We start from the raw sequence: 23,336 nt of genomic DNA, 5'->3' as shown, positions 1-23,336 counted from the left end.
GAGCGAACAACCATGGCTGCCATCGTGTCCTTCTTCCATTCCCGCCTCGTCGCCGGCCTGCTCGCCAGTACGGCGGCGTTGCTGCTGTGCCTGGTCTGGCATCCGGTGTGGCTGGCGCCGCTGCTGGTGATTGCGCTCACCGCCGTCTGGATCGTCGAGAGTCGCCGCGTGCCGGCGGCCGCGCCGGTCGAAACGGCGGTGGCGATGAACACCGCACCGGTGCGCGAGGCGCTGGAAGACGTGCGCGGTGCGCTGGTGGACGAGCTCGGCCACGCCACCCGCGAGCTGCACCAGGCGATGGACCTGCTGCGCGATGCGGTGCTGGAGCTGGGCGGTGGCTTCGACGGCCTGTCGCGCAAGACCGGCCAGCAGCAGTCGCTGTTGGCGCAGATCATCGGTGCGCAGAACGGCGAGGTGTCGGTGCAGGATTTCGCCGACCGCACCTCCGATCTGCTGGAGCACTTCGTCGGCATGATCGTGCAGATGTCGCGCGAGAGCCTGCGCATCGTCTACCGCATCGACGGCATGGCGAAGGAGATGGACGCGGTGTTCGGCCTGCTGAAGAACGTCAACACGATCGCCGAGGAAACCAACCTGCTGGCGCTGAATGCCTCGATCGAGGCGGCCCGCGCCGGTGAGGCCGGCCGCGGCTTCGCGGTGGTGGCCGGCGAGATCCGCAACCTGGCCAGCCACTCCAACCAGTTCAACGAGCAGATCGGCAGCCACGTCGAGCGCGCCCGCGGCGCGATGGAGCAGCTGCGCGGGCTGGTCGGCACCATGGCCTCGCAGGATCTCAACGTGGCGCTGTCGGCCAAGGGCGGCATCGACGCGATGATGGCCCACGTCACCGAAAGCGACGCGCGCACCAGCGCCGTCGCCGACCAGGTGGTGGAGATCAATCGCGGCCTGGGCAGCGACGTGGCGACCACGGTGCGCTCGCTGCAGTTCGAGGACATCCTCAGCCAGCTGATCAACCAGACCCGCACGCGGCTGGTGGAACTGCAGGAAGTGACCGCCGAATGCACCCGCGACATCGAGCGCCTGGCCTGCGATCCGATGGACGCAGCGGTGCTCGCCGAGCGCGCCGAGCAGGTGCGCAGCCGCCTGGCGATCCAGCGCGAGAAGGCGCGCCTGCGCTCGCGCGGCCCGGCGCTGCAGAGCTCGATGGACGCCGGCGAAATCGAACTGTTCTGAAGGAATTCCCCATGAGCCTGACCGTTCACCACGACAGCGAACACGACTGCCTCACCCTGCAACTGGGCGAGCGCTTCGACTTCTCCGTGCACCGCGACTTCCACGACGCCTGCCTGGGCGCCGACGCCCGCGCGCGCAGCTACATCGTCGACCTGAGCGAGGTCGCCAGCATGGACAGCTCCGCGCTGGGCATGCTGCTGCTCTTGCGCGAACACGCTGGCGCCGACCATGCCGACATCCGCATCGTCAACGCCGGCAGCGCGCTGCGCAGCACGCTCAAGGTAGCCGGCTTCGACAAGTTGTTCGTGCTGCACTGAGTGAGGTTCCGGCGCTGGCGGCGCCGGGCTTTGTCAGGCATCGTGGCCGGGCATTGCGGCCGGGCAGGGAGGGCCTGCCATCCGCGCGTCCAGGGAGGAGCACGATGTCACGATCCATGCCTTTGGCCGGCCTCGCGCTGGCCTTTGTTTTTTCCGGCGCGCGCGCCGGCGATAGCGCGCCGCGCCCACTGCGCATTGCGCTCACGCTGCAGCATGGCCTGCCGACGACGCACGCCATGATCGGCGGCAAGCCGGTCACGCTGGTGCTGGATGCGGGAAGCTATCAGGTGGTGGGCCTGAAGACCGCCGTGCTCGGGCGGGTGCCGGTGCGCTTTACCGGCGACCAGGAATCCTTCGCCGATGCCGATGGCCACGTATTCACCTCGCGCATCTTCCATGCGCAGCCTCTGGCGGCGGCGGGCTCCTCGCCTCGCAGTTCGACGGCAACGAACTGGTCGGCAGCAGCGGCAAGGCCGGGCTGCCGCAGGATGGCCTGATCGGCTTCGGGCTGCTCGGCCGCTACCAGATGGTGTTTGACGAGCCGGGCGGCGAGCTGCGGCTGTATCCGTCCTCGGCTCCCAGTGTGTTCAAGCGCGAGTGCGGCAGCGCGGGCGGCGCACTGCGCCTGGAGCGTGGCGTGATGGTGTCCGAGGTGCAGACCGGGCACGGCGCGTTCCGGATGCAGTGGGACTCGGGCAGCGCGCAGGACGTGCTGCGTCCCTCCGCAGTGGCCGGGCGGATCAAGGATGCCGACCTGCTGCGTCGCCTCACTTTCCAACGGTTCGACGTGGCCGGCCAGCCAGCCGGGCCGCAGACGTTCACGCTGCGCCAGTTCGCGGCGCCGGATGTCGATGCGGTACTCGGCAACGGCTTCTTCTCGACGCACGTGGTGTGCCTGGATCCATCGCGCGGGCGCGTGGCGTTTCGCTGAGGCAGCGCGCGAGGCAAAAGAGCGCGCGAGACAAAAGAAAACGGGGGCCTTGCGGCCCCCGTTTGCTACTTGGCAGTGGTGATGCGTGGAACGGCTTACCAGGTGCGCACCGAAGCGATCGTCACCGTGTAGGTGGCCATGTCCGGCGAGTAGCGGAACAGACGGCCGAGGTCGAAGTCAACCGCCTGGCCCGGCGCGATGTTGGTGGTGCCGGCCGGCCAGCCCTTCTTCTCCTGGATCACGCGACCGCTGGCGTCCTTCGCGGCGATGCTGATCTGCGCGGCGGCGGCCTCGGCGCACTTGTTCATCACCTGCCCCTTCATGGACATGCGGGCGCCCTGGGCGACCTTGAAATCCTGGATGGCGAAATCGGTGGGAGCGCAGGCGGCATGGGCGGCCAGCGGGGCCAGCATCAGCACGGCGGAGGCGAGCAGGGTCTTCATGGGTGGGGTTCCCTCGGGTGGATTGGAAGCGTTTCCCTAGGAATCGACCTGCCCCGGAATTTCTTTAGGGCAGCATCACGACCCATGCGTGATGCAGTTCACATTTTTCCGGCCGCTTCAGCGCACCGCGCCACCGCCCACGTGCTCGAGGAACCACAGCCCGGCAAACAGCTTCGGGTCGATCGAGTAGCCCTCGGCGGCACGAGCAAACAGCCAGGCGCCGGCCTCGCGGCGCGGCACCTCGTGCACGAGGATGTCCTCGCTCTCGTCGCCGCCGCCTTCGCCCACCTTGACCAGGTCCCACGCGCGGGCGAAGGCGATCATCTCGGTGCTCATGCCCGAGGATGAAGGGCCCTGGTGGATGAACTCGATGCGGCTGCAGCGGTAGCCGGTTTCCTCTTCCAGTTCGCGCTCGGCGGCAATCAGCGCACTTTCGTCGGCTTGCCCGGCAATGTCGCCGACCAGGCCAGCCGGCATCTCAATGGTGCGCTGGAGGATGGAGACGCGGTACTGCTCGACGAACAGGATGCGGTCCTCGGGCGTCACCGCCAGGATGATCACCGCGCCGCCGGGATTGTTGCGCTCGGCGTATTCCCAGCGGCCGCGCCGGCGCAGGCTGAGCCAGCGGCCTTCATAGAGGGTTTCCACGGCGGCGTGGGCGTCGGGCGGTGTCGGCACGGTATCGGGATTCATCCGGGCATGGTGCCCCGCGCCGTCCGCGCGCTCAACTACCCATGCCCATAAATTCCGCCCTGTAGGAGCCCGCTCGCGGGCGATGCTCTTGATTTTGATGTGGCATCAGAGCGAAGGGCATCGCCCGCGAGCGGGCTCCTACATTGAAACGATGGTCAGGCGTCGGCCAGTGCGCGAAGGCGGGCGCGGGTGAGTGGGCCGAAGCGCAGCTGTTCGCACAGGGTGTCCAGCGCGTCGGCGCGGGCGCTCTGGCGGCGCAGCGCGTCGACGCCGTCGGCGATCGGCGCATCGAGCGCGATGCGGGTAATGCGCCGGTACAGCAGCGCCAGCTCGCGGTGTTCGCGCAATCGCGCGGCGCAGGTGGCTGCGCCGCGCAGGCGCAGGTAGGGCACCTCGTCCACGCGGTCGAGCAGCGCCTCGAGGCTGCCGAAGTGGGCGAGCAGCGCGGCCGCGGTCTTGGCGCCGATGCCGGGCACGCCGGGAATGTTGTCCACCGCGTCGCCGCACAGGGCGAGATAGTCGGCGACCTGGTGCGGATGCACGCCCAGCTTTTCGTGCACGCCGGTCGGACCCCAGCGAAGGTTGCGCGCGAAATCCCACTGCTCGTCGTGCTCGCCCAGCAGCTGGCCGAAGTCCTTGTCGGCCGAGACGATCACGCTGGGCACGCCATGGCCGCGCAGGCTCCACAGCGTAGAGCCGATGAGATCGTCGGCCTCGTAGCTGTGGTCGATCATCACGTTCACGCCGAGCGCTTCGGTGATCGCGCGGCACAGCACGAACTGGCGCTCCAGATCCGGCGGCGGCAGTTCGCGGTTGGCCTTGTACGGCGGGTAGATCGCGTTGCGGAACGAGCTGGTGAGCGAGGCGTCGAAGGCTACCGCCACACGCGTGGGGCGCACCTTCTCCAGCAGCTCGCACAGAAAGCGGGTGAAGCCGTGCACGGCATTGACCGGATGGCCGTCGGCGTCGTGGAACTCGTCGGGCATGGAGTGCCAGGCGCGGAACACGTACAGGCTGCCGTCGATGAGGTGGGCCGACGGATGGCCGACGACGGCGCTCACGCCGGGTCGCTCCAGTCGCTGAGCAGTTCGGCAAGCGCCGGGCGCTCGCGATCGGGCACCTCCATCTGCACCGTGCCCAGGTGCACGAAGCCGATCACCTGCTCGTGCTGGGCCAGCCCCAGCAGCGACGCGACCTCGGTGTCGTAGGCAGCCCAGCCGGTGAGCCACTGCGCGCCGAAGCCCAGCGCCTCGGCACCGAGCAGCAGGTTGTAGGCCACGCAGCCGGCGCTGAGCTGCTGCTCCAGCGGTGGCACGGAGCTGGTGGGGTCGATGCGGCTGACCACGACGATCACCAGCGGCGCGAAGGTGTAGCGCAGCCGCTCCTTTTCGCGCTTGGCCTCGGACAGTTCCGGGTTGCGCGCGATGGCCCGCGCGGACAGCCGCTCGCCGAAGCGCCGCTTGTGCTCGCCGCGCAGGGTGATCAGCCGGAACGGCACCAGCTTGCCGTGATCCGGCACGCGGATCGCCGCCTCCAGCAGCGCGGTGAGCGTGGCCGGATCGGGCGCCGGTTCGCCAAGCTGGCGTGACGGCGGCGAATGGCGACGGTGGAGCAGGGCGAGCGCATCGGCGGGTGAGGAAGGCATCGGGGTACTCAGCAGGGCGGGAGCATTTTGAACGAGTCGGGCAACAGTCTGGCGACCGTGGTCTCCTGCACCTGATCGCCGAGGTTGCCCAGCACGACGGGCATCGCCTGGTGGCACAGTTCGGCCATCACCTGGCGGCAGGCGCCGCAGGGGCTGACCGGGCCGGGAGTGTCGGCCACCACCGCCAGCGCGGCGAAGTCGCCGGGTTGGCAACCGGCCGCCACGGCGGCGAACAGCGCGGTGCGCTCGGCGCAATTGCACAGGCCGTAGGCGGCGTTCTCCACGTTGCAGCCGTCGAAGCGGCGGCCGTCGTGGGTCAGCACCACCGCGCCGACCTGGAAGCGGGAATAGGGAGCGTAGGCGCGTTGGCGCGCAGTGCGCGCGAGGTCCAGCAGTTCGTCGACAGGCAGGATCGTGGCAGCCATCAAGAGGTCTCCGCGTGACCCCGCGGGGCGCTCACGGGCGACCGTTGGCGGGCCAGTCTACTGCGCGCGGCCGGCGCGTTCATCCCGCGCCGGGGCGGGGCGCAGTCGCCAAGTGTCGGTGGCCGCACTACGATGCCGAGACCTTTCCAACGGGGCATGCACGATGGCGATCACCGTGGGCGCATTGCGCGAAACCGCCGCCGGCGAGCGGCGCGTGGCGATCACGCCGGAGATGGCGAAGAAGATGCGCGGCCGCGGCTGGCGCGTGCTGCTGGAGCGCGATGCCGGTGCCGCGGCGGGCTTCCCCGATGCACTGTATGCCGATACCGAGTTTGCCAGCGCCGCCGAGGTCTGCGCCCAGGCCGACGTGCTGGCCTGCGTGCTGCCGCCGGCCGATGGCGCCATCGCCGGCCTGCGCGAGGGCGCCGTGCTGGTGGGCCAGCTGCGCCCCTACGGCGCGACCGCGCGCATCGCGGCGATGTCCGCGCGCAAGCTGGCCGCCTACGCGCTGGAGCTGCTGCCACGCACCACCCGCGCGCAGGCGATGGACGTGCTCAGTTCGCAGGCGGCGGTGGCGGGCTATCGCGCCATGCTGATCGCGGCCGAGTCGGCGCCGAAGTTCTTCCCGATGCTTACCACTGCCGCCGGCACCATCCGCCCCTCGCGGGTGCTGGTGATCGGCGCCGGCGTGGCCGGGCTGCAGGCGATCGCCACGGCGCGCCGTCTGGGCGCGCAGACCGAGGGCTACGACGTGCGCCCGGAAACGCGCGAGCAGGTGGAGTCGCTGGGCGCCAAATTCCTGGATCTCGGCGTCAGCGCCGCCGGCAGCGGTGGCTATGCGCGCGAGCTGTCCGCCGAGGAACGCGCCGCACAGCAGCAGGCGCTGGCCGACCACCTGAAGAACGTCGACGTGATCGTCTCGACCGCCGCGGTGCCGGGCCGTCCCGCGCCGAAGATCCTCAGCGCCGCGATGGTGGCCGGCATGAAGCCCGGCGCGCTGATCGTCGACCTGGCCGCCGAGAGCGGCGGCAACTGCGAGCTGACCCGGCAGGGCGAGCGCGTGGAGCACGGCGGCGTGAGCATTCTCGGCCCGCTCAACCTGCCGGCCGGCGCGCCGCTGCATGCGTCGGAAATGTACGCGCGCAACGTGTTCAACTTCGTCGAGCTGCTGATCAAGGACGACACGGTGGCGCCGGACGATGCCGACGAGCTGGTCGCCAAGAGCTGCGTCACGCGCGGCGGTACGGCGCGCTTCACCGGCTGAGCGAGCGCTTCGTCGCGCGCCGCTGAAAACGCAAACGCCCCGCGCTCTGCGGGGCGTTTGCGTTTGATCTCTCGCTTCAGCGGCCGCCAGGGCCCGGCGGCCTGGCACCGTCCGCGCGCGGATGGTGCGCTGGGCCCATCTCGCGCAACCACTGCTGGCGCTGCTCGATGGTCTGCGAGCGCCATTTGCGCAGCAGCTTCTCGCGCTGCGCCGGCGGCATCCGCTGGAATTGCTGGTAGGCGTGATGTAGCTGTTCGCGCTGTTCCGGCGGCAGCTCGTGGAACTTGCGCATGTTCTCGCGGGCCAGGTGGCGCTGTTCCGGCGTCATCGCGTGCCAGCGCGCGATGCGGTCGCGGATCTTGTCCTGCTGCTCGGGCGGCAGGGTGAGCCAGTGCTCGGTCTTGTCCAGCATGTGCGCCTGCTTGCGCGGCGGCAGGGTGTCCCAGTCGTCCCGCATCGGGGCCAGCAGCGCGCGCTGCGGTGCGCTGAGCGTGCGCCACGGTTGGGGTGCGGCGTGGGCCTCGCGTGCGGGGACTTCCTGGGCGTGCAGCGATCCGGCGTGGCCGGCGAGCAGGCCGCCGCAGAGCAGCAGCGTGGAAGCAAGGTGGCGTAGTGACGGATGCATGGCTCAGCGCTGCGCCGGGGCGGAGGTGTCGTTGGCCGCCAGCCAACCGTAGAAGTCGAGGTTCTGGTACAGGGTGGGGTCGGCGCTGTCGGCATCCGGCGGCAGGTCACTGTCCTCCTGCGCCAGCACGTTGCTGGCGACGGGTGGCGCGACCTGCACCGGGATGCCGCGGTGCGTCGGCCACGTCATCAGGGCAGCCAGCGCCACCGCCGCGAACGCGCCGGCGGGCAGCAGCAGGCGGGCGGCACGGCGCGCGGGGGGCGCCGGCTGCAGCGCATCGTGCCGCGCGGCGCGCAGGCGTCCGGTCATGGCGGGGTCCAGTTCCTGTGCCGCCTGGCGGTAGAGCGCACGGGCGCGCTGTTCGAGGCGTTCGTCGGGCGAAGTCATCGCCATTCCTCCAGTTGGTCGCGCAGGTGATGCATGGCGCGCGACAGGTGGGTTTTCACGCTGCCTTCGGAGCAGCCCATGGCGCGGGCGGTCTCGGCCACGTCCAGGCCTTCAAGCACACGCAACATGAATGCTTCGCGCTGGCGCTGCGGCAGGTTCTTGACCGCGGCGGACATGTCGCGCCACGACTGGGCGTCCTGCAGCCGGTCCTGCGGCCCGGGGCCGGTGTCGGCCGGCTCCCACGTCGGCAGTTCGTCGCCGTCGCCGTCGCGGCCGCCCCCGAGCCAGCCGACCACGATGGCGCGCACTTTGCGCCGCCGCTGCAGGTCGACGATGCGCCGGCGCAGGATGCCCCAGAACAGCGGAGTCCATTCGCTGGCCGGTTTGTCGCGGTAGTGCCGCACCAGCCGCAGCATGGCGTCCTGCACGGCGTCGAACGCGTCTTCCCGATGGCCCAGCTGCAGTTCAGCCATGCGAAACGCCCGCCGTTCCACCTGCGCCAGGAAGGCGTCCAGCGTGGCCGGCACGCTGCGTTCGCCCGCCTCGTCGGCAAGCGCGTTGTCGGTCATCGGCATGGCAAGGCTGTTCATCGGCTCCACATCCACGGTGTCCGGCGGGGCCTGGCGTGGCGCCATCGGTTCGCTCCCCGCACTCAACGCGGCAGGCTCGCACGCGTTGACGGGCAACCGTATGATGCGGAAACCACGCCGTTCGGGCAGGGAGGGGTCATGATCGACGGTTTCCTGGCGCTGTATATCTTCATGCTTGCCGCGTTCACCGGGTACGAGATCATCGCCCGCGTGCCGGTGATCCTGCATACCCCGCTGATGTCCGGCTCGAACTTCATCCACGGCATTGTGCTGGTTGGCGCGATGATCGCGCTAGGCCACGCGCAGACCACCTTCGAGACGGTGATCGGCTTCATCGGCGTGCTGCTGGGCGCCGGCAACGCGGCCGGCGGTTACGTGGTGACCGAGCGGATGCTGGAGATGTTCAAGTCCAGCAAGCCGGGCGCAACCAAGCCAGGGAGCCACTGATGAGCTGGCTGCCGACCCTGATCAAGGCGTGCTACTTCATTGCCGCCGCGCTGTTCATCCTGGGCCTCAAGCGCATGAGCTCGCCGCGCACTGCGCGTGGCGGCATCGTATGGGCCGGCTACGGCATGCTGCTGGCGGTGCTGGTCACCTTTGCACTGCCGGACATCCACAACCGTGCGCTGATCGGCGTGGCGGTGCTGCTGGGCGTGTCCGCCGCGTGGTGGACCGGAAAGCGTGTGGCGATGACCGACATGCCGCAGATGGTGGCGCTGTACAACGGTATGGGCGGCGGTGCGGCTGCGGCGATCGGCGCCGCCGAGCTGGTCGGCTTCGCCGGCAGCGCGGTGGTGCTGCTGGATGGGGCCAAGTTCAGCGCCGATCCCACTGCGACCCCCGGCATGGCGCAGCTGGTGCTGGGCGTGCTGGGTGCGCTGATTGGCGCGGTGAGCTTTTCCGGCTCCTTGATCGCCTTCGCCAAGCTGCAGGGCTGGCTGGACCGGCGCTTCGTGTTTCCCGCCCAGCGCGTGGTCAACCTGCTGGTGCTTGCCGGTGCGGTGGCCTGCGGCGCCTGGCTGGTGGCTGGCCACCTCACGCTGCCGGTGATCGTGGCGTTCTTCGCGCTGGCGCTGGCGTTCGGTCTGATGATGACGCTACCGATCGGCGGCGCCGACATGCCGGTGGTGATCTCGCTCTACAACGCGTTCACCGGCCTGGCGGTGGCGTTCGAGGGCTTCGTGCTGGACAACGAGGCGATGATCATCGCCGGCACCGTGGTCGGCGCGGCCGGCACGCTGCTGACCCAGCTGATGGCCAAGGCGATGAACCGCTCGATCGGCAACGTGCTGTTCGGCAGCTTCGGCGTGGCGGCCGGCGGCGAGGCGCAGGCCATTACCGGCAGCCAGAAGCCGATCGAGGCCAGCGACGTGGCGGTGATGATGGCCTACGCCGAGCGCGTGGTGATCGTGCCCGGCTACGGCATGGCCGTGGCGCAGGCGCAGCACAAGGTGTGGGAGTTCGCCAAGCTGCTGATCGAGCGCGGGGTGAAGGTGAAGTTCGCCATCCACCCGGTGGCTGGGCGCATGCCGGGCCACATGAATGTGCTGCTGGCCGAGGCCGGTGTGCCGTACGACCTGATCGCCGACATGGACGACATCAACCCCGAGTTCCCCAACACCGACGTGGCGCTGGTGATCGGTGCCAACGACGTGGTGAACCCGGTGGCCAAGACCGACCCGGCTTCGCCGATCTACGGCATGCCGATCCTCGACGTGGCGCTGGCGAAGAACGTCATCGTGATCAAGCGCGGCCGAGGCACCGGCTTCGCCGGCATCGAGAACGCGCTGTTCTACGCCGACAACGCCCGCATGCTGTACGGCGACGGACAGGCCGCGGCCGGCGAACTGGTGGCGGCGCTGAAGGCGCTGGAGAGCTGAGGGCAGGGCGCGTTCAGCGCCCGATGCTGCGACGCGCCGTCCATGCCGCCATGGCGGCCCCTGCGGCGAACCACGCCAGTTGGGCGCCGTCGAGCGAGAGGCGCATCAGCGACCACAGCATGCCCGCGCCAGCAATACGCATGGCTTCGATAAGGCCCATGTCCATGTTCCCGGCGAGCCGGGCAGCGGCGATCAACGCGCTCACGTAAGAGGCCGCGAGCAGGGTGGCCAGTGCCGCCAGCAGCGCCGCGCCCCGCCGTGGCAGCACCCAATGGGCGATCGCCCAGCCGAGCAGCGCCCCCAGCGGCACCGCGAGCCAGGGCAGGGAGCTGCGCAGGTAGGCCGTCGGCAACATCCACAGCGCGCCGGCGGCGAGGCCGAGCATGGCTGCGCTGATCGCTGCGAAGGCATTGGCGAACGTGCGGCGGCGCCGCGTCATGGCGCAGCGCGCCGAAGGGAAGGCAGCATCGTGCAGCGGGCCTGAGGCAAAGCGCGGATGATAACGCGTGGGGGTGGGAGCGGCCCCGTGCCTTGATTCCCGGGCCCGCCAGCCCGATCTGCATTGGGCAGCCGGTCGGGGTGGGCGGCATAATGGGCAATTCGGCGCGCCACGGGCACGCGTTCACGGCATCGGCAGGATAGGCATGAGCGGTTTCAGTCTGAGCAGCGAACCTTTCACCCTCGAGCGGGACTGCACCGCGGTGATGGTGCCGCAGGGCGAGACGGTGGTGCTGCCGGCCGGCCAGATCGGCTACATCACCCAGGCGCTGGGCGGCAGCTTCACGGTGTACGTGGAAGGCAACCTGTTCCGCATTGCCGGCAGCGAGGCCGACGCGCTGGGCAAGGAGCCGCCACCGGCGATCGAGCTGGCCGATGACGCCAGCGACGACGACGTCGAGAAACTCGTGTGGCAGCAGCTGCGCACGGTGTTCGATCCGGAAATCCCGATCAACGTGGTCGAGCTCGGTCTCGTCTACGACGTGAGCCTGGAAAGCACCGCGGCCGAGCAGCGCAAGGTGTACGTCAAGATGACGCTCACCGCGCCGGGATGCGGCATGGGTGACATCCTCGTCGACGATGTGCGTACCAAGCTCGAGCTCATTCCCACCGTCGCCGAGGCCGACGTGGATCTCGTGTTCGATCCGCCGTGGAATCACTCGATGATGTCCGATGCGGCCAAGCTCGAGACCGGCATGCTCTGAGCATGCGAGCGCATGCCGGAGGCGCTTTTCACAAGTGGGTTCCGACGTTGCTGCGGGCGCAATTTAATGCGCTTTTCGGCGCAAGAAATTACATCCTAAGTAATTGAATGCGAAAGATTTTACGTTCGTGACTTGCGTCACTCCCCCTAAGAAATTTTCCCGCTTGTTGACCTGAAAAGCAGGTCCTAATGTCCCGGGCATTCGCTGGTCAGGAGGCCAGTGACTGATCCCGTGGAATCAGCCGGCAGCGGCGCTGCTTTCGACTCCTGGATCGCGTGTCGCCCGTCATGGAATGACAAGAGCCGGCGGCGGTCGATCGACAGGCATCGCATCACACCATCCGTACTCGGAGCCGCACCGCAATGCGGCGGATTATTCATGGGGTCTTACGGCCGCATCGGGCTGTTGCGCCTCAAAAAAACCAGGAGCTACACATGGCAGTGAATTTTCGACTGAAGGCGCTGGCCGCGGCGATCGCCGTGGTCGCCACGCCGGCCGCGTTCGCGACGGGCAGCAACACCATGGTGAAGGTGGCCGGTCCACTCGCCCTGCATCAGGGCGACGTGGTGACGGGTGCCGTTGCCGCCTCGCAGCCCATGCACATCGAAGTGGCGCTGAAACTGCGCAACCAGAGTCAACTGCACGCTTTCCTGGCCGCCGCCCGCAACCCCAGCCTGCTGATCGCCAAGCGCACGATGACCCCCGCCGAATTCCGTGCGCAGCATTCGCCGACGGCGAGTCAGGCGCAGGCGGTGGTGGCCTACCTCAAGGCGGCAGGCTTCTCCAACGTGGTGGTGGCGCCGAACAACATGCTGGTATCGGCGGACGGCACCGCCGACGTGGTCAAGGCGGCCTTCAGCACCACCTTCGCCCATGTGCGTACGGCACGCGGCAGGGAAGGCTTCGCAAACACCAGCGAGATCAACATTCCGTCGGCGCTTAAGGACAGCGTGCTGTCGGTGATCGGCCTGCAGGATGTGCACCGGCCGCACACGTTCATGAAGCTGCAGAGCGGGCTCACGCCACAGGCCATCACGGGTCATAACCCCACCGAGTTCTCGGCGATCTATGGCGGCGCCGGCCAGACCACCGGCGCGGGTGTCACGGTAGGCATCATCACCCAGGGCAAGATCACTCAGACGATCACCGACTTAAACAGCTTCACTTCGCAGAACGGCCTGCCGACCGTCACCACGCAGACCATCAACACCAACGGCACCAGCACCGATACCAGCGGGCTGGGCGAATGGAACCTGGACAGCCAGGACATTGTCGGCGCGGCCGGTGGCCAGGTCGGCGGGATCATCTTCTACAACATCCCGACCCTGTCCAACGCCAACCTCACCGCCGACATCAACAAGATCGTCTCGGACAACCAGGTCAAGATCATCAACGTCTCGTTGGGCGAGTGCGAGACTGCCACCCAGCAGGATGGTTCGGCGGCGGCCGACGATCAGGCCTTCCAGCAGGCCGTGGCACAGGGTCAGACCTTTTCGGTGTCCTCGGGCGACTCCGGTGCCGACGAGTGCGGTGACGGTGGCATCACGCCGAGTTATCCGGCCAGCTCGCCCTACGTCGTCGCGGTGGGCGGCACCACATTGAACGCGTCCACCACGACCTGGACCAGCGAGGTGGTGTGGAACGACCTGTCAGCGAACGAGGGCGCTACCGGTGGCAGCCCCAGCCTGTTCGAGCCGCAGCCCACCTGGCAGTCCGGCGTGGTCTCGGGCAGCAAGCGCGGCGTGCCTGACATCGCTTTCGATGCGAGTCCCAACTCCGGTGCGAAGGTGATCGTCAGCGGCGCCACCCAGCAGATCGGCGGCACCTCGCTGGCGGCGCCGATCTTCTCAGGCATCTGGTCGCGGGTGCTGGCTGCCAAGGGGAGCAGCATCGGCTTCGCGGCGCCGCTGATCTATCAGTTGCCGTCGGCCGACTTCCATGACGTCACCTCGGGCAACAACAGCGGGGAAACCGCAGGGGTGGGTTACGACTTCGCCACTGGCTTCGGCAGCCTGATCATCAACAAGCTGATCGCTGACGTGGGCGGCGGTGGCGGCAGCACCAATGTGCCGCCGGTGGCGAATTTCAGCGACAGCGTCAGCGGGCTCAGCGTGAGCTTCACCGACAGCTCCACCGACAGTGATGGCTCCATCGCGTCGCGTTCATGGAACTTCGGCGATGGCGGCACGTCCACCGCCACTAACCCGAGTCACACCTACGCGGCCGCCGGCACCTACAGCGTCGCCCTGACGGTCACTGATAACAGTGGCGCCACCAACACCAAGACGCAGTCGGTGACGGTGGCCGGAAGCGGCGGCGGTGGTAGCCAGCTGCAGAACGGCGTTGCCCTCACGGGGCAGGCGGCAGCCACCGGCGCGGATCTCAGTTATACGGTGGTGGTGCCGGCTGGCGCGACCAACCTGGTGATTGCCAGCTCCGGTGGTACGGGCGATGCGGACCTGTACACCAAGTTCGGCTCTGCCCCGACCCTCAGCAGCTACGACTGCCGTCCGTATGTCACCGGCAACAACGAAAGCTGCACGGTGGCCTCGCCGCAGGCGGGTACCTACTACGTCAAGCTGCATGGTTACTCGGCCTTCTCCGGCGTGACCATCAAGGCGACCTGGAGCACCGGCGGTGGCGGTGGCAGCAACGTGCTGCAGAACGGCGTGCCGGTGACCGGGCTCTCCGGTGCAACGAACGCCAAGCTGTATTACACGGTGCAGATCCCGGCCGGAGCGACCAACCTGGCGATCACCACCTCCGGTGGCACGGGTGACGAAGACCTGTACGTGAAGTTCGGCGCCACGCCGACCACCAGCAGCTACGACTGCCGTCCGTACGTGACTGGCAACAGCGAGAGCTGCACGGTGGCGTCGCCGTCCACCGGCACGTACTACATCATGCTCAACGGCTACAGCGCGTTCTCGGGCGTCACGCTCAAGGCGACCTGGAACTGAGTCATCGTCATCGTGCGTGAAGGCCGCTGGAGATAGGCGGCTGCACCTGAAGTCCCGCGGCCCCGGTCAAGGATGACCGGGGCCGTTTTTTGTGGTGGCGGTGCGAGCGCGTCATGCGCTTGACGGGGGTCACAAGTTTGACGCCCGGTCGAGGTCTGCCCAGAGGTTCGAACGAGGCATTCGGCGTGCAAGAAAATGCGCGCAAGAGCTTGCAGTAGCTGGATTTTCAGCCGATCAGTCGTCCGGCGAATCGACTCAAGTGACTGTCCCCATAGGAATTATTCACCTTGTTGCAGTCATCCGGGGCGCCTATGGTCAGTCAGTCCGTTGGCGGGGAGGTTGACGGATGATCCTGTGGTTGCCGTAGGAAATTTCGGCAGCCGTCTCATGGTTCGCCGCGCGCCCTGAAAGGAAGCAACGGGGGAGGCCGCAGGCGGGTCGACAGGCATCGCTAGACAATCCAACGAAGTATGGAGCCGCAGTTTTCTGCGGTCACTCATAAATGGGGTCGATGCGGCCGCATAGGGTCCGTTCGTCCCAATAATGTCCAGGAGTCAGCAATGCAGAGCAGTCTTCGCTTGAAAGTACTGGTCGCCGCAATCGGCATGGCCACCGCCTCGGTAGCCACGGCCGCCACCACGCACAGCCTCCACGCACAGAATCTGGGAGCAGTCCCGGCCGCGTCCCTTTCGACGCACCTCGGCCTTGGCGCGAACAGCGCGCTGGTCGCGCGCAGTTCGGTCGCCGTGGCCAATGGTCGCCACGTCGTCCGCCAACAGCAGATGTATCGCGGCGTGCCGGTGTACGGCCGCAGCGTGGCCGTGGTGGAGGACGCCAACGGCAACGCCCTGCGTGCCACCGGTGACCTGGCGCAGAACCTCGACTCGGACCTGGTGTCGGTCGCGCCGCATCTCACCGCTGCCAAGGCCATCGATGCACTGAAGAGCCATGCGCACACCACGCTGGTCGGCGGCGCGAAGATCAGCAACCAGCAGGCTGACCTGTTCGTCTATCCGCAGGACAACGGCCCGGCGCGCCTGGTCTATCGCACCTCGTACGTGGTCAGCGGCAACGGCCAGCCGTCGCGCCCCACCGCGATCGTCGACGCAAACACCGGCGAAGTGATCCAGAGCTGGAACGGCCTGACCTACGCCTCGGCCACCGGCCCGGGCGGCAACCAGAAGACCGGCCAGTACATCTACGGCACCGACTACGCCGCGCTGGACGTCACCCAGTCCGGCAGCACCTGCACGCTGAACAACACCAACGTGGTGACGTACAACCTCAACCACGGCACCAGCGGCGGCTCGATCGTCAGCTTCACCTGCCCCAACAGCAACACCGACGCGATCAACGGCGCCTACTCGCCGGTGAACGACGCCCACCACTTCGGTGGCGTGGTGCATGACATGTACGTGGCCTACACGGGCGCCGCGCCGCTCAACATGAAGCTGCGCATGAACGTGCACTACAAGAACAACTACGAGAACGCGTTCTGGGACGGCACCGCCATGTACTTCGGCGATGGCGCCAGCACGTTCTATCCGCTGGTCTCGCTGGACGTCACCAGCCACGAGATCAGCCACGGCTACACCGAGCAGAACTCCGGCCTGCAGTACACCGGCCAGTCCGGCGGCATGAACGAGGCCTACTCGGACATCGCCGGTGAAGCGGCCGAGTTCTACGACCGTGGCGCCGCCGACTTCCTGGTGGGCCGCGACATCGTCAAGACCAGCGCCGGCATCGGCGACGCGCTGCGCTACATGTGCAACCCGCCGCAGGATGGCGGCTCGATCGACAACGCCGCCGACTACAACTCGGGCCTGGACGTGCACTACTCCAGCGGCGTTTACAACAAGGCGTTCTGCCTGCTGGCCAAGACCAGCGGCTGGGACGTGAAGAAGGCCTTCCAGGTGTTCGCCCTGGCGAACAAGTCATACTGGACCGCAACGTCCACCTTCAACTCCGGCGCCTGCGGTGTGGAATCGGCCGCCACCGACCTGGGCTACAGCTCCAATGACGTGGTCACCGCGTTCAATGGCGTGGGCGTGACCTGCCCGGGTGGCGGCGGCGGTGGCGGTGGTGGCGGTGGCACGACCGAGCTGCAGAACAACGTGGCCGTCACCGGCGTCAGCGCCGCGACCGGTGGCGACAACGACTACTTCATCACCGTGCCGTCCGGTGCGACCAACCTGGTGATGTCGATCTCCGGTGGTACCGGTGATGCCGACTTGTACACCAAGGCAGGCAGCGCGCCCACCACCAGCAGCTACGACTGCCGTCCGTACAAGACCGGCAACTCCGAGAGCTGCACCGTCGCCTCGCCGGTGGCCGGCAAGTACTACCTGAAGGTGCACGGCTACGCGGCGTACTCCGGCGTCACGGTGAAGGCCTCCTACTCCACCGGCGGTGGTGGCGGCGGCGGTGGCACCGGCGGTTCGGTCAGCCTGCCGACGGTGAACACGGGTGGTGTTTCCACGACCTACACCCAGGCGGTCGCTGCCGGCCATACGGTGACCATCTCGATCTCCGGCGGCACCGGCGATGCGGATCTGTACGTGAAGGCGGGCAGTGCACCGACGACGTCCAGCTACAACTGCCGTCCGTACAAGACCGGCAATAGCGAGAGCTGCACGTTTACGCCGAGCAGCGCCACGACGTACTACTTCAACGTGCGTGCGTACCAGACGTTCTCGGGCGTCACCCTGACCACGACGGTCAACTGATCTTCACGATCATTGTGTGAGGTGTAAAACGGAAACCCCGGCCTCGGCCGGGGTTTTCTTTTGGTGCGGCGGATGTTTCGGTCGCCGCACCGGGAGACCGACGAGGCGAGCTTCAGCCGACCGGTTCGAAACGATTTGCGTCGCGGTTCTTGCGCACCTTCGACGGATCCCACACGCGCCCGTTCATGGTGATGTAGACGCCGTCGGGCAGGGTCTGCACCGCCGCTACCGCGCAGCCGATGTTGAATACCGCATCGGAACCCTGGAAGCGCGCCGGGTTCAGCGCCCCGGTCAGCACGATCACCTTGCCGGGGATGCCGGCCAGCACCTTGGCCGTTTCCACCATGGTGTCGGTGCCGTGGGTCACCAGCACGTGGCGGTGTGGCTGCGCCTCGATGGTGGAGCGGATCAGCGCGCGGTCCTCGTCGGTGACGTGCAGGCTGTCCTTGCGCAGGATCGGGATCACGTCGTACTGAAACGCCACGCCTAGCTGGCCGAGGATGTCGCCGATCTGCGGCGCACCGATCTTGTAATCCGACTTGTCGTCGAAATAGATCTTGTCGATGGTGCCGCCGGTGGTGACGATGGTCAGATGCTGCATGGTCGCTGCGCCGCTGGAGGGGATCGGGGCATTTTAGCCCGTGCGGCGGCGCGGCTCCCAATGCTTCGGCGCCGCGCCTGGCTCAGTCATCCAGCAGCGCGGCCGTATCGTCGCGATCGGACCAGTGAAGGCGCAGCAATCCGTGCTCCAGGAAGCGCCGCAACGCAGCGGCCGGTCGCCGGTCGCCTCGTGCGGTGGCCCAGCCCGCCTGGCGAACGAGCAGGGCTGCCGCGGCGCAGCGCGCCAGCGTCAGGGCTAATCCGCGTGCCCCGGCTTCCAGCGCACCGCGCCGATCGCCCTGGCGGTCGAGGAAGACGCTGGCGGTATCCAGCGCCGCATGGATGGCCTGTGCGGCGGCCCCATCGCCGGCCTCGCGCGTCCATCCGGCGATCGCATGGCGCAAGGCGCCCAGCCCGTCACCGATACCGCGCAGCGCGTCCAGAGACAGCACGTTGGTGGTGCCCTCCCAGATCGGGTAGACCTGCGCGTCGCGCAACAGCTGCGGCAGGCCGGTGTCCTCGATGTAGCCAGCGCCGCCGAAGCATTCCAGCGCCTCGGAGCACAGCTCCACGGCGAGCTTGCCGGTCCACAGCTTGGCCAGCGGCGTGAGCAGGCGCAGCAGCGCCGGCTCGTGCGCATCGGCTGCGCCATGCTCGACACGGCCCAGCAGATGGGCTACCTCGAAGCCCAGCGCGAAGGCGCCCTCGAACTCGGCCTGCATCCCGGCCAGCGTCTGCGCGTGCAGCGGATGCTCGATCAGCGGGCGGCCGAAAGCCTCGCGCCGGGCGGCGTAGTCGCGCGCCAGCGCGATCGCCCGCGCCATGCTGGCCACCGCGCAGATGGCGTTCCACGTGCGGGTGACGTTGAGCATCGGCGCGAGCTGCCGCACGCCGTGCGCCAGCTCGCCCACCGGCCAGGCGGGCAGGCCGTCGAGGTGGATCTCGGCGGTGGGCAGCTCGTGCGTGCCGAGCTTGTCCTTCAGGCGATCGATGACCAGCTCGGGACGCCGCTGCGCGCCCTCCATCGTCTCCACGTAGAACAGCGCGAGCGCCGCGGTACCGGCGCCGGCACCTTCGGGCCGGGCCAGCGCCAGCGCCGCCTCGCCAACCACTGCCGAACTGAACCACTTGCGGCCGTACAGTCGCCACTGTCCGTCGTCGTCGCATCGCGCCAGCGTCTCCGTGCGGCCCACGTCCGAGCCACCGGCGGTCTCGGTCATCCACTGGCCGCTGAGCCAGAACGTGGCGGGGTCGCGGCTGAGGAAGTGCGGCAAGGCGCGTTCGATCAGCGCGGCGTTGCCCGAGGCCTTCAGCGCGGTGGCGGCACCGTCGGTCATGGCCAGCGGGCAGGTGTAGAACTCGCTTGCCAGGTGATAGAGGTAGACCCGCGCGAAGGCCTCGAGGCGTGCATCCGGATGCGCCGCGTGCCCGGCGGCAAGCACGGCGTGGCGTGTGGTGATGCCCGGACCCTCGCGCCAGGCGTCGGTCAGTTCGATGCGATCGACCCGCCGCCCCCACGCGTCCCATGCCGTCAGCACCGGCTTGCGCCGCGTGCTCTGGCCCACCTTTTGCCACGCCATCAGCGCGTAGTCGGCCAGGGCATCGAGGTCGCGGTCCAGCTCCGCGCGGCGGTCGGCCGGCACGACGCGATCGAGGAGGCCGCGTAGCACGCGGTCGTCGCGGTAGGGGTGATGCAGTCGTGGCGCATCCTGCAGAAAGCTCATGGCCGTCTCCCGCTGGCAGCGCTTTGAGTATAGGCACGCTATTGCGCGTGGACCGCCTTCTGGCTGATTACACTAGGCAGATATTTTTATTGGCCGAAGGAAGCGCCATGAACGAACCGATGGCACCGCGCATTGCCGTACTGATCCCGTGTTTCAACGAGGGGGCAACCATCGCCACCGTCGTGCGCGACTTTGCCGCCGCCCTGCCGTCAGCGAAGGTTTTCGTCTACGACAACAACTCCACTGACGACACGGCCGAGGTGGCGCGCGCAGCGGGGGCGGTCGTGCGGCGTGAGCCCATGCAGGGAAAGGGCTACGTGGTGCGGCGGATGTTTGCCGACATCGACGCCGACGTTTACGTGATGGTCGACGGCGATGCCACCTACGAGGCCGCGGATGCCCCGGCGCTGGTAGGCCAATTGTGGGGCGAGCAGCGTGACGTGGTGGTGGCCCGCCGCGTCAACGATGACAGCGCCGCGTATCGCCGCGGCCATGTGATCGGCAACCGCCTGCTCACCGGCCTGGCCGGCTGGATCTTTGGTAATACGTTTGCCGACATGCTCTCCGGTTACCGGGTGCTCTCGCGGCGGTTCGTCAAGTCGTTCCCGATGCAGGCGCGGGGTTTCGAGATCGAAACGGAACTCGCGGTGCACGCGCTGGAATTACGTATGCCGGTGGTGGAAGTGCCGAGCCGCTACAAGGCCCGCCCGGAGGGCTCCCAGAGCAAGCTGCGGACGTGGAGTGATGGTTGGCAGATCCTGATGACGATCCTGAAGCTCACCAAGAACGGACGGCCACTCGCCTTCTTTTCCGTGGCCTGCGTGGCATGCGTTGCCCTCTCGGTCGGCCTAGCCCTTCCGTTGTTCAAGACGTATTTGCTCACGGGCTTGGTTCCGCGGTTTCCGACGGCGATCCTGAGTGCTGCGCTGGCGCTTCTGGGCAGCGTGTTTCTGGTCTGCGGGTTGGTACTGGATACGGTGACGATGGGGCGGCGTGAGGCGAAATATCTGGCCTATCTGGCGGTCCCTTCAGCCGATGCGTCGGTATGGCGAAACCCGGCTTGCGCTCGATGAGCTGGCGTCGGTTGGCCGGCTCCTGGCCGGGCCTGGTCGCGTGTCTGCTGATCGGCGCCTGGTATGCGGCCAGCCGGGGCCAGGACGCCAGCTGGGATCTGCGCAATTACCACCTCTACAACGCCTGGGCGCTGTTGCATGGCCGGTTGGGTATCGACCTCGCACCCGCCAGCCTGCAGGGCTATTTCAACCCGCTGCTGGACCTTCCGTACTACTTGCTCGGTACTGGGCCGCTGCGCCAGATGCCGCGTTTGCTCGCTGCCTACCAGGGGCTGTGGTTCGGTGGGGTGGTGTGGGTGGTTGGCCGAATCGTGGCGCGGCTGGCAGCGCTGCAGCACCGGCCGTTTGGCCTGATCGACGCGGCCGTCTGGTTACTAGGCGTCTCCGGCAGCATGACGCTGTCGCAGGCCGGACTCAGTTCCAACGAAATGCCTCTCGCACTGCTGGTGTTGGGCGCGCTCTATCTACTGCTTCCCTCGGTGGGCGATGAGCGGGTTTCATGGAGGCGGGTGGCCGGCGCCGGACTACTGTGCGGCTTGGCCGCCGGGCTGAAACCGACGGCTATCGTGTACGTGCCGGGGCTGGCCCTGGCGCTGCTGGTCATGCGTGGAGTGCGCCGGCCCGCGTGGTCGCTTGCGGCGGTGTTTTCGGCCGCTGCCGCGTCAGGATTCGCGCTGGCCTATGGCTGGTGGGGATGGCGTCTTTACCAGCTCACCGGCAACCCGGTGTTTCCGTTGTTCAATCAGGTGTTCCATTCGCCGTGGGTGCCCGCCGCCAGCGGTACCGACCCCAGGTTCCTGCCGCACGGGATCCTGCAGTGGCTGGGTTATCCCTTCTACTGGCTTGTGTCGACGCAATCGTTGGTCACCGAAGAGCGCTTTGCCGACCCACGTTACGCGCTCGCGCTGGCGTCGGTGGTGGCCTTGATGGTGGCGGGGGTGCGCGGTGCCCGCCGCGGCGCACCGGTTCAACCGCAGGTCCGCTTGATTGCGCTATTCGTCGGGCTGTCGTACGTCGCCTGGCTGGTGCTGTTCTCGATCCTGCGGTACGCGATCCCGATCGAAGTGCTCTCCGGAGTGCTGATGCTGATGGCCTGGCAGGCCTGGATGCCTTCCCTGCGGACGACGACACCTTCGGCACCGGGGCGGTCGGCGCTGGTTATGCTGTGTATCGCTGCAGCCGCAGCCACCCACGTTCCGCAATGGGGCCACACGCGCTATGTCAGCGAGGCATTCGGTGTCCGCGCGCCTATGGTGGAGCCCAGAAGCCTGGTGGTGGTGCTGGGGCAGCCCAACGCCTATGTCATCCCGTTCATTCCCGATGCCGCCGACGCGCGCTTCGTGGGGATCACTTGGCTCACCCGTCAAGCCGCCGGGCGCGTGCTGGGGGAGCGGGTGCGGGATGAGGTCACCGCGCATCGCGGACCGCTCTACGCTGTGTTGCGCGACGATGCTGGCGATGACCTCGCCACGCTGCTGCGCTGGCTGCCTGGGCACAGCTTGCAAGCATGTGTGCCGGTGGCGAGTGCCATGGAGCGCACCCGCGGGGGCACCGATGTCTCCTTTGGACTGCGCCTGTGTCGGGTGGAATCGCGCTAGGCCCGCTTGCGCGTGACTCCCGCGCCCAGCGCGCCGATCAGCAGCAGGGTGAGCGCAATCTCGACCACACCCAGCCAGCGTTCGGTGCTCGAGCTCCACGCTTCGGCGACGCCGTGGCAGAAGTAGAACAGGCTGAGCACGCCGACCCAGAGCAGGGCGCGGCGGACGTTGCGCAGGGCGGTGAGCGGCAGCAGCAGCGGCAGCACGGTGATCGTCAGCACCAGGGTGAGCGGCATGCGCTCGGGCGGCACAAGCCAGGCGTGCCAGATCAGCTGCAGGATGAGCAGCGCGGCCCAGGCGGCGAGGCCGACGCGGTAGACCGGGCGCAGCGGTGTGGACGTGGCCGTCATGCGGCGGTCGCCAGCTTACGCGCCGTGTCGGCGAGGCGGCGACCCAGCGCACGCGCCAGTTCGCGTTCGTGCTCCGTGATGGCGTTGTCGCCGTTCGGGCCGGCCACATGGCTGGCGCCGTAGGGCGAGCCGCCGGACAGGGTGGAGCTCAGGGCAGGTTCCGTGTATGGCAGCCCGAGCAGCAGCATGCCATGGTGGAGCAGGGGCAGGGCCATGCTGAGCAGGGTCGATTCCTGGCCGCCGTGCATGGTGCTGGTGGACGTGAAGACGGCTGCCGGCTTGCCGACCAGCGAGCCGGTGGCCCACTCCGCGCCGGTGGCGTCGAGAAAGTACTTGAGCGGTGCGGCCATATTGCCGAAGCGGGTCGGGCTGCCCAGCGCAAGACCGGCGCAGTCGAGCAGATCGTCGCGGGTGGCGTACGGCGCGCCGTCTTCCGGCTCGGGTGGCTGCGCGGTCTGCGTGACGGGCGCCACCGGCGGCACCTGGCGCAGCCGCGCCTGCATGCCGGGGACTTCCTCCACCCCGCGCGCGATCAGTCGCGCGAGCTGGGCGGTATGGCCGCTGCGGCTGTAGTACAGGACGAGAATGCTGAGGCTCATGCGCGTGGGCGGTTCAGTGGCGATCCGCTAGTGTAACGTTCGCCTCCGGGACGGGCGCAGCGCTACGGCGTCGTGCCCATGCTCCACGCCTCCCTCGCCCATCCAAGGGA

25 protein-coding genes are annotated in these 23,336 nt (G+C 68.0%); 12 read left to right on the top strand and 13 right to left on the bottom strand.

What is annotated here, in order from left to right:
* Positions 1–12 precede the first annotated feature (12 nt).
* From ACQVBX_RS10470 to ACQVBX_RS10455, 4 genes are all read left to right on the top strand, one after another.
* Complete coding sequence (locus tag ACQVBX_RS10470) at positions 13–1,194, top strand: methyl-accepting chemotaxis protein (RefSeq protein WP_431634021.1); 1,182 nt, start codon at positions 13–15, stop codon at positions 1,192–1,194.
* A gap of 11 nt (positions 1,195–1,205) precedes the next feature.
* Complete coding sequence (locus ACQVBX_RS10465; protein ID WP_431634020.1) at positions 1,206–1,511, top strand: STAS domain-containing protein; 306 nt, start codon at positions 1,206–1,208, stop codon at positions 1,509–1,511.
* Between the two features lie 116 nt (positions 1,512–1,627).
* Positions 1,628–2,008: a hypothetical protein gene (locus ACQVBX_RS10460; RefSeq protein WP_431634019.1), complete on the top strand. Its 381-nt coding sequence runs from the start codon at positions 1,628–1,630 to the stop codon at positions 2,006–2,008.
* A gap of 29 nt (positions 2,009–2,037) precedes the next feature.
* A complete protein-coding gene (locus ACQVBX_RS10455; RefSeq protein WP_431634018.1) occupies positions 2,038–2,442 on the top strand; it encodes a hypothetical protein in 405 nt (134 codons plus the stop codon).
* Between the two features lie 95 nt (positions 2,443–2,537).
* Here the strand turns inward: ACQVBX_RS10455 and ACQVBX_RS10450 are convergent, their stop codons facing one another.
* The 5 genes from ACQVBX_RS10450 to cdd form a co-directional block, all read right to left on the bottom strand.
* Positions 2,538–2,885 carry a hypothetical protein gene (locus ACQVBX_RS10450; RefSeq protein ID WP_431634017.1) on the bottom strand — a complete coding sequence of 116 codons (348 nt, stop codon included), beginning with the start codon at positions 2,883–2,885 and terminating at the stop codon, positions 2,538–2,540.
* A 117-nt stretch (positions 2,886–3,002) separates the two neighbouring features.
* Complete coding sequence (locus tag ACQVBX_RS10445) at positions 3,003–3,578, bottom strand: NUDIX hydrolase (RefSeq protein WP_431634016.1); 576 nt, start codon at positions 3,576–3,578, stop codon at positions 3,003–3,005.
* A gap of 155 nt (positions 3,579–3,733) precedes the next feature.
* Positions 3,734–4,639 carry a 5'-3' exonuclease gene (locus ACQVBX_RS10440; protein ID WP_431634015.1) on the bottom strand — a complete coding sequence of 302 codons (906 nt, stop codon included), beginning with the start codon at positions 4,637–4,639 and terminating at the stop codon, positions 3,734–3,736.
* Complete coding sequence (locus ACQVBX_RS10435) at positions 4,636–5,223, bottom strand: nitroreductase family protein (RefSeq protein ID WP_431634014.1); 588 nt, start codon at positions 5,221–5,223, stop codon at positions 4,636–4,638. The genes ACQVBX_RS10440 and ACQVBX_RS10435 overlap by 4 nt, the downstream gene beginning before the upstream one ends.
* 8 nt (positions 5,224–5,231) lie before the next feature.
* Positions 5,232–5,648: a cytidine deaminase gene (gene cdd, locus ACQVBX_RS10430; protein ID WP_431634013.1), complete on the bottom strand. Its 417-nt coding sequence runs from the start codon at positions 5,646–5,648 to the stop codon at positions 5,232–5,234.
* 163 nt (positions 5,649–5,811) lie between these two features.
* On the opposite strand from cdd, the gene ACQVBX_RS10425 reads away from it, so the two are divergent.
* On the top strand, positions 5,812–6,912 hold the full coding sequence (locus tag ACQVBX_RS10425) for an NAD(P) transhydrogenase subunit alpha (RefSeq protein WP_431634012.1): 1,101 nt from the start codon (positions 5,812–5,814) through the stop codon (positions 6,910–6,912).
* 76 nt (positions 6,913–6,988) lie between these two features.
* Here the strand turns inward: ACQVBX_RS10425 and ACQVBX_RS10420 are convergent, their stop codons facing one another.
* From ACQVBX_RS10420 to ACQVBX_RS10410, 3 genes are read right to left on the bottom strand one after another with little or no spacing between them, the layout of a single operon-like run.
* On the bottom strand, positions 6,989–7,537 hold the full coding sequence (locus ACQVBX_RS10420; RefSeq protein WP_431634011.1) for a DUF3106 domain-containing protein: 549 nt from the start codon (positions 7,535–7,537) through the stop codon (positions 6,989–6,991).
* Positions 7,538–7,540: 3 nt separating this feature from the next.
* Entirely contained in the window at positions 7,541–7,924 is a 384-nt protein-coding gene (locus ACQVBX_RS10415; RefSeq protein ID WP_431634010.1) for a hypothetical protein, read from the bottom strand.
* Complete coding sequence (locus ACQVBX_RS10410) at positions 7,921–8,499, bottom strand: RNA polymerase sigma factor (protein WP_431638156.1); 579 nt, start codon at positions 8,497–8,499, stop codon at positions 7,921–7,923. Before ACQVBX_RS10410 ends, ACQVBX_RS10415 begins: the two co-directional genes overlap by 4 nt.
* Before the next feature lie 153 nt (positions 8,500–8,652).
* Here ACQVBX_RS10410 and ACQVBX_RS10405 point away from each other — a divergent pair, with 153 nt between their 5' ends.
* Both ACQVBX_RS10405 and ACQVBX_RS10400 read left to right on the top strand, forming a co-directional pair.
* On the top strand, positions 8,653–8,961 hold the full coding sequence (locus ACQVBX_RS10405) for an NAD(P) transhydrogenase subunit alpha (protein WP_431634009.1): 309 nt from the start codon (positions 8,653–8,655) through the stop codon (positions 8,959–8,961).
* On the top strand, positions 8,961–10,394 hold the full coding sequence (locus ACQVBX_RS10400) for an NAD(P)(+) transhydrogenase (Re/Si-specific) subunit beta (protein WP_431634008.1): 1,434 nt from the start codon (positions 8,961–8,963) through the stop codon (positions 10,392–10,394). The genes ACQVBX_RS10405 and ACQVBX_RS10400 overlap by 1 nt, the downstream gene beginning before the upstream one ends.
* A gap of 13 nt (positions 10,395–10,407) precedes the next feature.
* Here the strand turns inward: ACQVBX_RS10400 and ACQVBX_RS10395 are convergent, their stop codons facing one another.
* Positions 10,408–10,833, bottom strand: coding sequence for a hypothetical protein (locus ACQVBX_RS10395; RefSeq protein WP_431634007.1), 426 nt, complete (start codon positions 10,831–10,833; stop codon positions 10,408–10,410).
* A 205-nt stretch (positions 10,834–11,038) separates the two neighbouring features.
* Here ACQVBX_RS10395 and sufT point away from each other — a divergent pair, with 205 nt between their 5' ends.
* The 3 genes from sufT to ACQVBX_RS10380 all read left to right on the top strand — a co-directional run bounded on the left by sufT (position 11,039) and on the right by ACQVBX_RS10380 (position 17,282).
* The gene (gene sufT, locus ACQVBX_RS10390) at positions 11,039–11,596 is read left to right on the top strand and encodes a putative Fe-S cluster assembly protein SufT (RefSeq protein ID WP_431634006.1); all 558 of its coding nucleotides are present in this window, start codon (positions 11,039–11,041) and stop codon (positions 11,594–11,596) included.
* Between the two features lie 434 nt (positions 11,597–12,030).
* Positions 12,031–14,556 carry a pre-peptidase C-terminal domain-containing protein gene (locus ACQVBX_RS10385; protein ID WP_431634005.1) on the top strand — a complete coding sequence of 842 codons (2,526 nt, stop codon included), beginning with the start codon at positions 12,031–12,033 and terminating at the stop codon, positions 14,554–14,556.
* A gap of 560 nt (positions 14,557–15,116) precedes the next feature.
* Positions 15,117–17,282, top strand: a complete 2,166-nt coding sequence (locus ACQVBX_RS10380; RefSeq protein ID WP_431634004.1) for a M4 family metallopeptidase — start codon at positions 15,117–15,119, stop codon at positions 17,280–17,282.
* A 112-nt stretch (positions 17,283–17,394) separates the two neighbouring features.
* Here ACQVBX_RS10380 and ACQVBX_RS10375 read toward each other — a convergent pair whose 3' ends face one another.
* Both ACQVBX_RS10375 and ACQVBX_RS10370 read right to left on the bottom strand, forming a co-directional pair.
* Entirely contained in the window at positions 17,395–17,883 is a 489-nt protein-coding gene (locus tag ACQVBX_RS10375) for an asparaginase domain-containing protein (protein ID WP_431634003.1), read from the bottom strand.
* Between the two features lie 82 nt (positions 17,884–17,965).
* Positions 17,966–19,606 (bottom strand): acyl-CoA dehydrogenase family protein, encoded by a 1,641-nt coding sequence (locus tag ACQVBX_RS10370; protein ID WP_431634002.1) that lies wholly within the window; start codon positions 19,604–19,606, stop codon positions 17,966–17,968.
* 107 nt (positions 19,607–19,713) lie between these two features.
* Here ACQVBX_RS10370 and ACQVBX_RS10365 point away from each other — a divergent pair, with 107 nt between their 5' ends.
* Entirely contained in the window at positions 19,714–20,679 is a 966-nt protein-coding gene (locus ACQVBX_RS10365; protein WP_431634001.1) for a glycosyltransferase, read from the top strand.
* Positions 20,652–22,277 carry a hypothetical protein gene (locus tag ACQVBX_RS10360; RefSeq protein WP_431634000.1) on the top strand — a complete coding sequence of 542 codons (1,626 nt, stop codon included), beginning with the start codon at positions 20,652–20,654 and terminating at the stop codon, positions 22,275–22,277. Before ACQVBX_RS10365 ends, ACQVBX_RS10360 begins: the two co-directional genes overlap by 28 nt.
* Here ACQVBX_RS10360 and ACQVBX_RS10355 read toward each other — a convergent pair.
* On the bottom strand, positions 22,274–22,627 hold the full coding sequence (locus ACQVBX_RS10355) for a DUF2069 domain-containing protein (RefSeq protein ID WP_431633999.1): 354 nt from the start codon (positions 22,625–22,627) through the stop codon (positions 22,274–22,276). The genes ACQVBX_RS10360 and ACQVBX_RS10355 overlap by 4 nt on opposite strands.
* Positions 22,624–23,226: an NAD(P)H:quinone oxidoreductase gene (gene wrbA / locus ACQVBX_RS10350; protein WP_431633998.1), complete on the bottom strand. Its 603-nt coding sequence runs from the start codon at positions 23,224–23,226 to the stop codon at positions 22,624–22,626. Before wrbA ends, ACQVBX_RS10355 begins: the two co-directional genes overlap by 4 nt.
* Positions 23,227–23,336 lie beyond the last annotated feature (110 nt).

Source organism: Dyella thailandensis, assembly GCF_050749815.1.
Taxonomy (GTDB): Bacteria; Pseudomonadota; Gammaproteobacteria; order Xanthomonadales; family Rhodanobacteraceae; genus Dyella_A.
The sequence above is the reverse complement of the archived record's forward strand: the minus strand, read 5'-3'. Positions and strand labels throughout refer to the sequence as shown.

Coding starts and splice junctions, on each gene's coding strand:
- ACQVBX_RS10425 (WP_431634012.1), top strand. CDS start 5,812: ATGGCGATCACCGTGGGCGCATTGCGCGAAACCGCCGCCGGCGAGCGG.
- ACQVBX_RS10400 (WP_431634008.1), top strand. CDS start 8,961: ATGAGCTGGCTGCCGACCCTGATCAAGGCGTGCTACTTCATTGCCGCC.
- ACQVBX_RS10365 (WP_431634001.1), top strand. CDS start 19,714: ATGAACGAACCGATGGCACCGCGCATTGCCGTACTGATCCCGTGTTTC.
- ACQVBX_RS10375 (WP_431634003.1), bottom strand. CDS start 17,883: ATGCAGCATCTGACCATCGTCACCACCGGCGGCACCATCGACAAGATC.
- ACQVBX_RS10385 (WP_431634005.1), top strand. CDS start 12,031: ATGGCAGTGAATTTTCGACTGAAGGCGCTGGCCGCGGCGATCGCCGTG.
- sufT (WP_431634006.1), top strand. CDS start 11,039: ATGAGCGGTTTCAGTCTGAGCAGCGAACCTTTCACCCTCGAGCGGGAC.
- ACQVBX_RS10410 (WP_431638156.1), bottom strand. CDS start 8,499: ATGCCGATGACCGACAACGCGCTTGCCGACGAGGCGGGCGAACGCAGC.
- ACQVBX_RS10445 (WP_431634016.1), bottom strand. CDS start 3,578: ATGAATCCCGATACCGTGCCGACACCGCCCGACGCCCACGCCGCCGTG.
- ACQVBX_RS10460 (WP_431634019.1), top strand. CDS start 1,628: ATGCCTTTGGCCGGCCTCGCGCTGGCCTTTGTTTTTTCCGGCGCGCGC.
- ACQVBX_RS10435 (WP_431634014.1), bottom strand. CDS start 5,223: ATGCCTTCCTCACCCGCCGATGCGCTCGCCCTGCTCCACCGTCGCCAT.
- ACQVBX_RS10450 (WP_431634017.1), bottom strand. CDS start 2,885: ATGAAGACCCTGCTCGCCTCCGCCGTGCTGATGCTGGCCCCGCTGGCC.
- cdd (WP_431634013.1), bottom strand. CDS start 5,648: ATGGCTGCCACGATCCTGCCTGTCGACGAACTGCTGGACCTCGCGCGC.
- ACQVBX_RS10395 (WP_431634007.1), bottom strand. CDS start 10,833: ATGACGCGGCGCCGCCGCACGTTCGCCAATGCCTTCGCAGCGATCAGC.
- ACQVBX_RS10370 (WP_431634002.1), bottom strand. CDS start 19,606: ATGAGCTTTCTGCAGGATGCGCCACGACTGCATCACCCCTACCGCGAC.
- ACQVBX_RS10405 (WP_431634009.1), top strand. CDS start 8,653: ATGATCGACGGTTTCCTGGCGCTGTATATCTTCATGCTTGCCGCGTTC.
- ACQVBX_RS10380 (WP_431634004.1), top strand. CDS start 15,117: ATGCAGAGCAGTCTTCGCTTGAAAGTACTGGTCGCCGCAATCGGCATG.
- ACQVBX_RS10465 (WP_431634020.1), top strand. CDS start 1,206: ATGAGCCTGACCGTTCACCACGACAGCGAACACGACTGCCTCACCCTG.
- ACQVBX_RS10470 (WP_431634021.1), top strand. CDS start 13: ATGGCTGCCATCGTGTCCTTCTTCCATTCCCGCCTCGTCGCCGGCCTG.
- ACQVBX_RS10355 (WP_431633999.1), bottom strand. CDS start 22,627: ATGACGGCCACGTCCACACCGCTGCGCCCGGTCTACCGCGTCGGCCTC.
- ACQVBX_RS10455 (WP_431634018.1), top strand. CDS start 2,038: ATGGTGTTTGACGAGCCGGGCGGCGAGCTGCGGCTGTATCCGTCCTCG.
- ACQVBX_RS10360 (WP_431634000.1), top strand. CDS start 20,652: ATGGCGAAACCCGGCTTGCGCTCGATGAGCTGGCGTCGGTTGGCCGGC.
- ACQVBX_RS10420 (WP_431634011.1), bottom strand. CDS start 7,537: ATGCATCCGTCACTACGCCACCTTGCTTCCACGCTGCTGCTCTGCGGC.
- ACQVBX_RS10415 (WP_431634010.1), bottom strand. CDS start 7,924: ATGACTTCGCCCGACGAACGCCTCGAACAGCGCGCCCGTGCGCTCTAC.
- wrbA (WP_431633998.1), bottom strand. CDS start 23,226: ATGAGCCTCAGCATTCTCGTCCTGTACTACAGCCGCAGCGGCCATACC.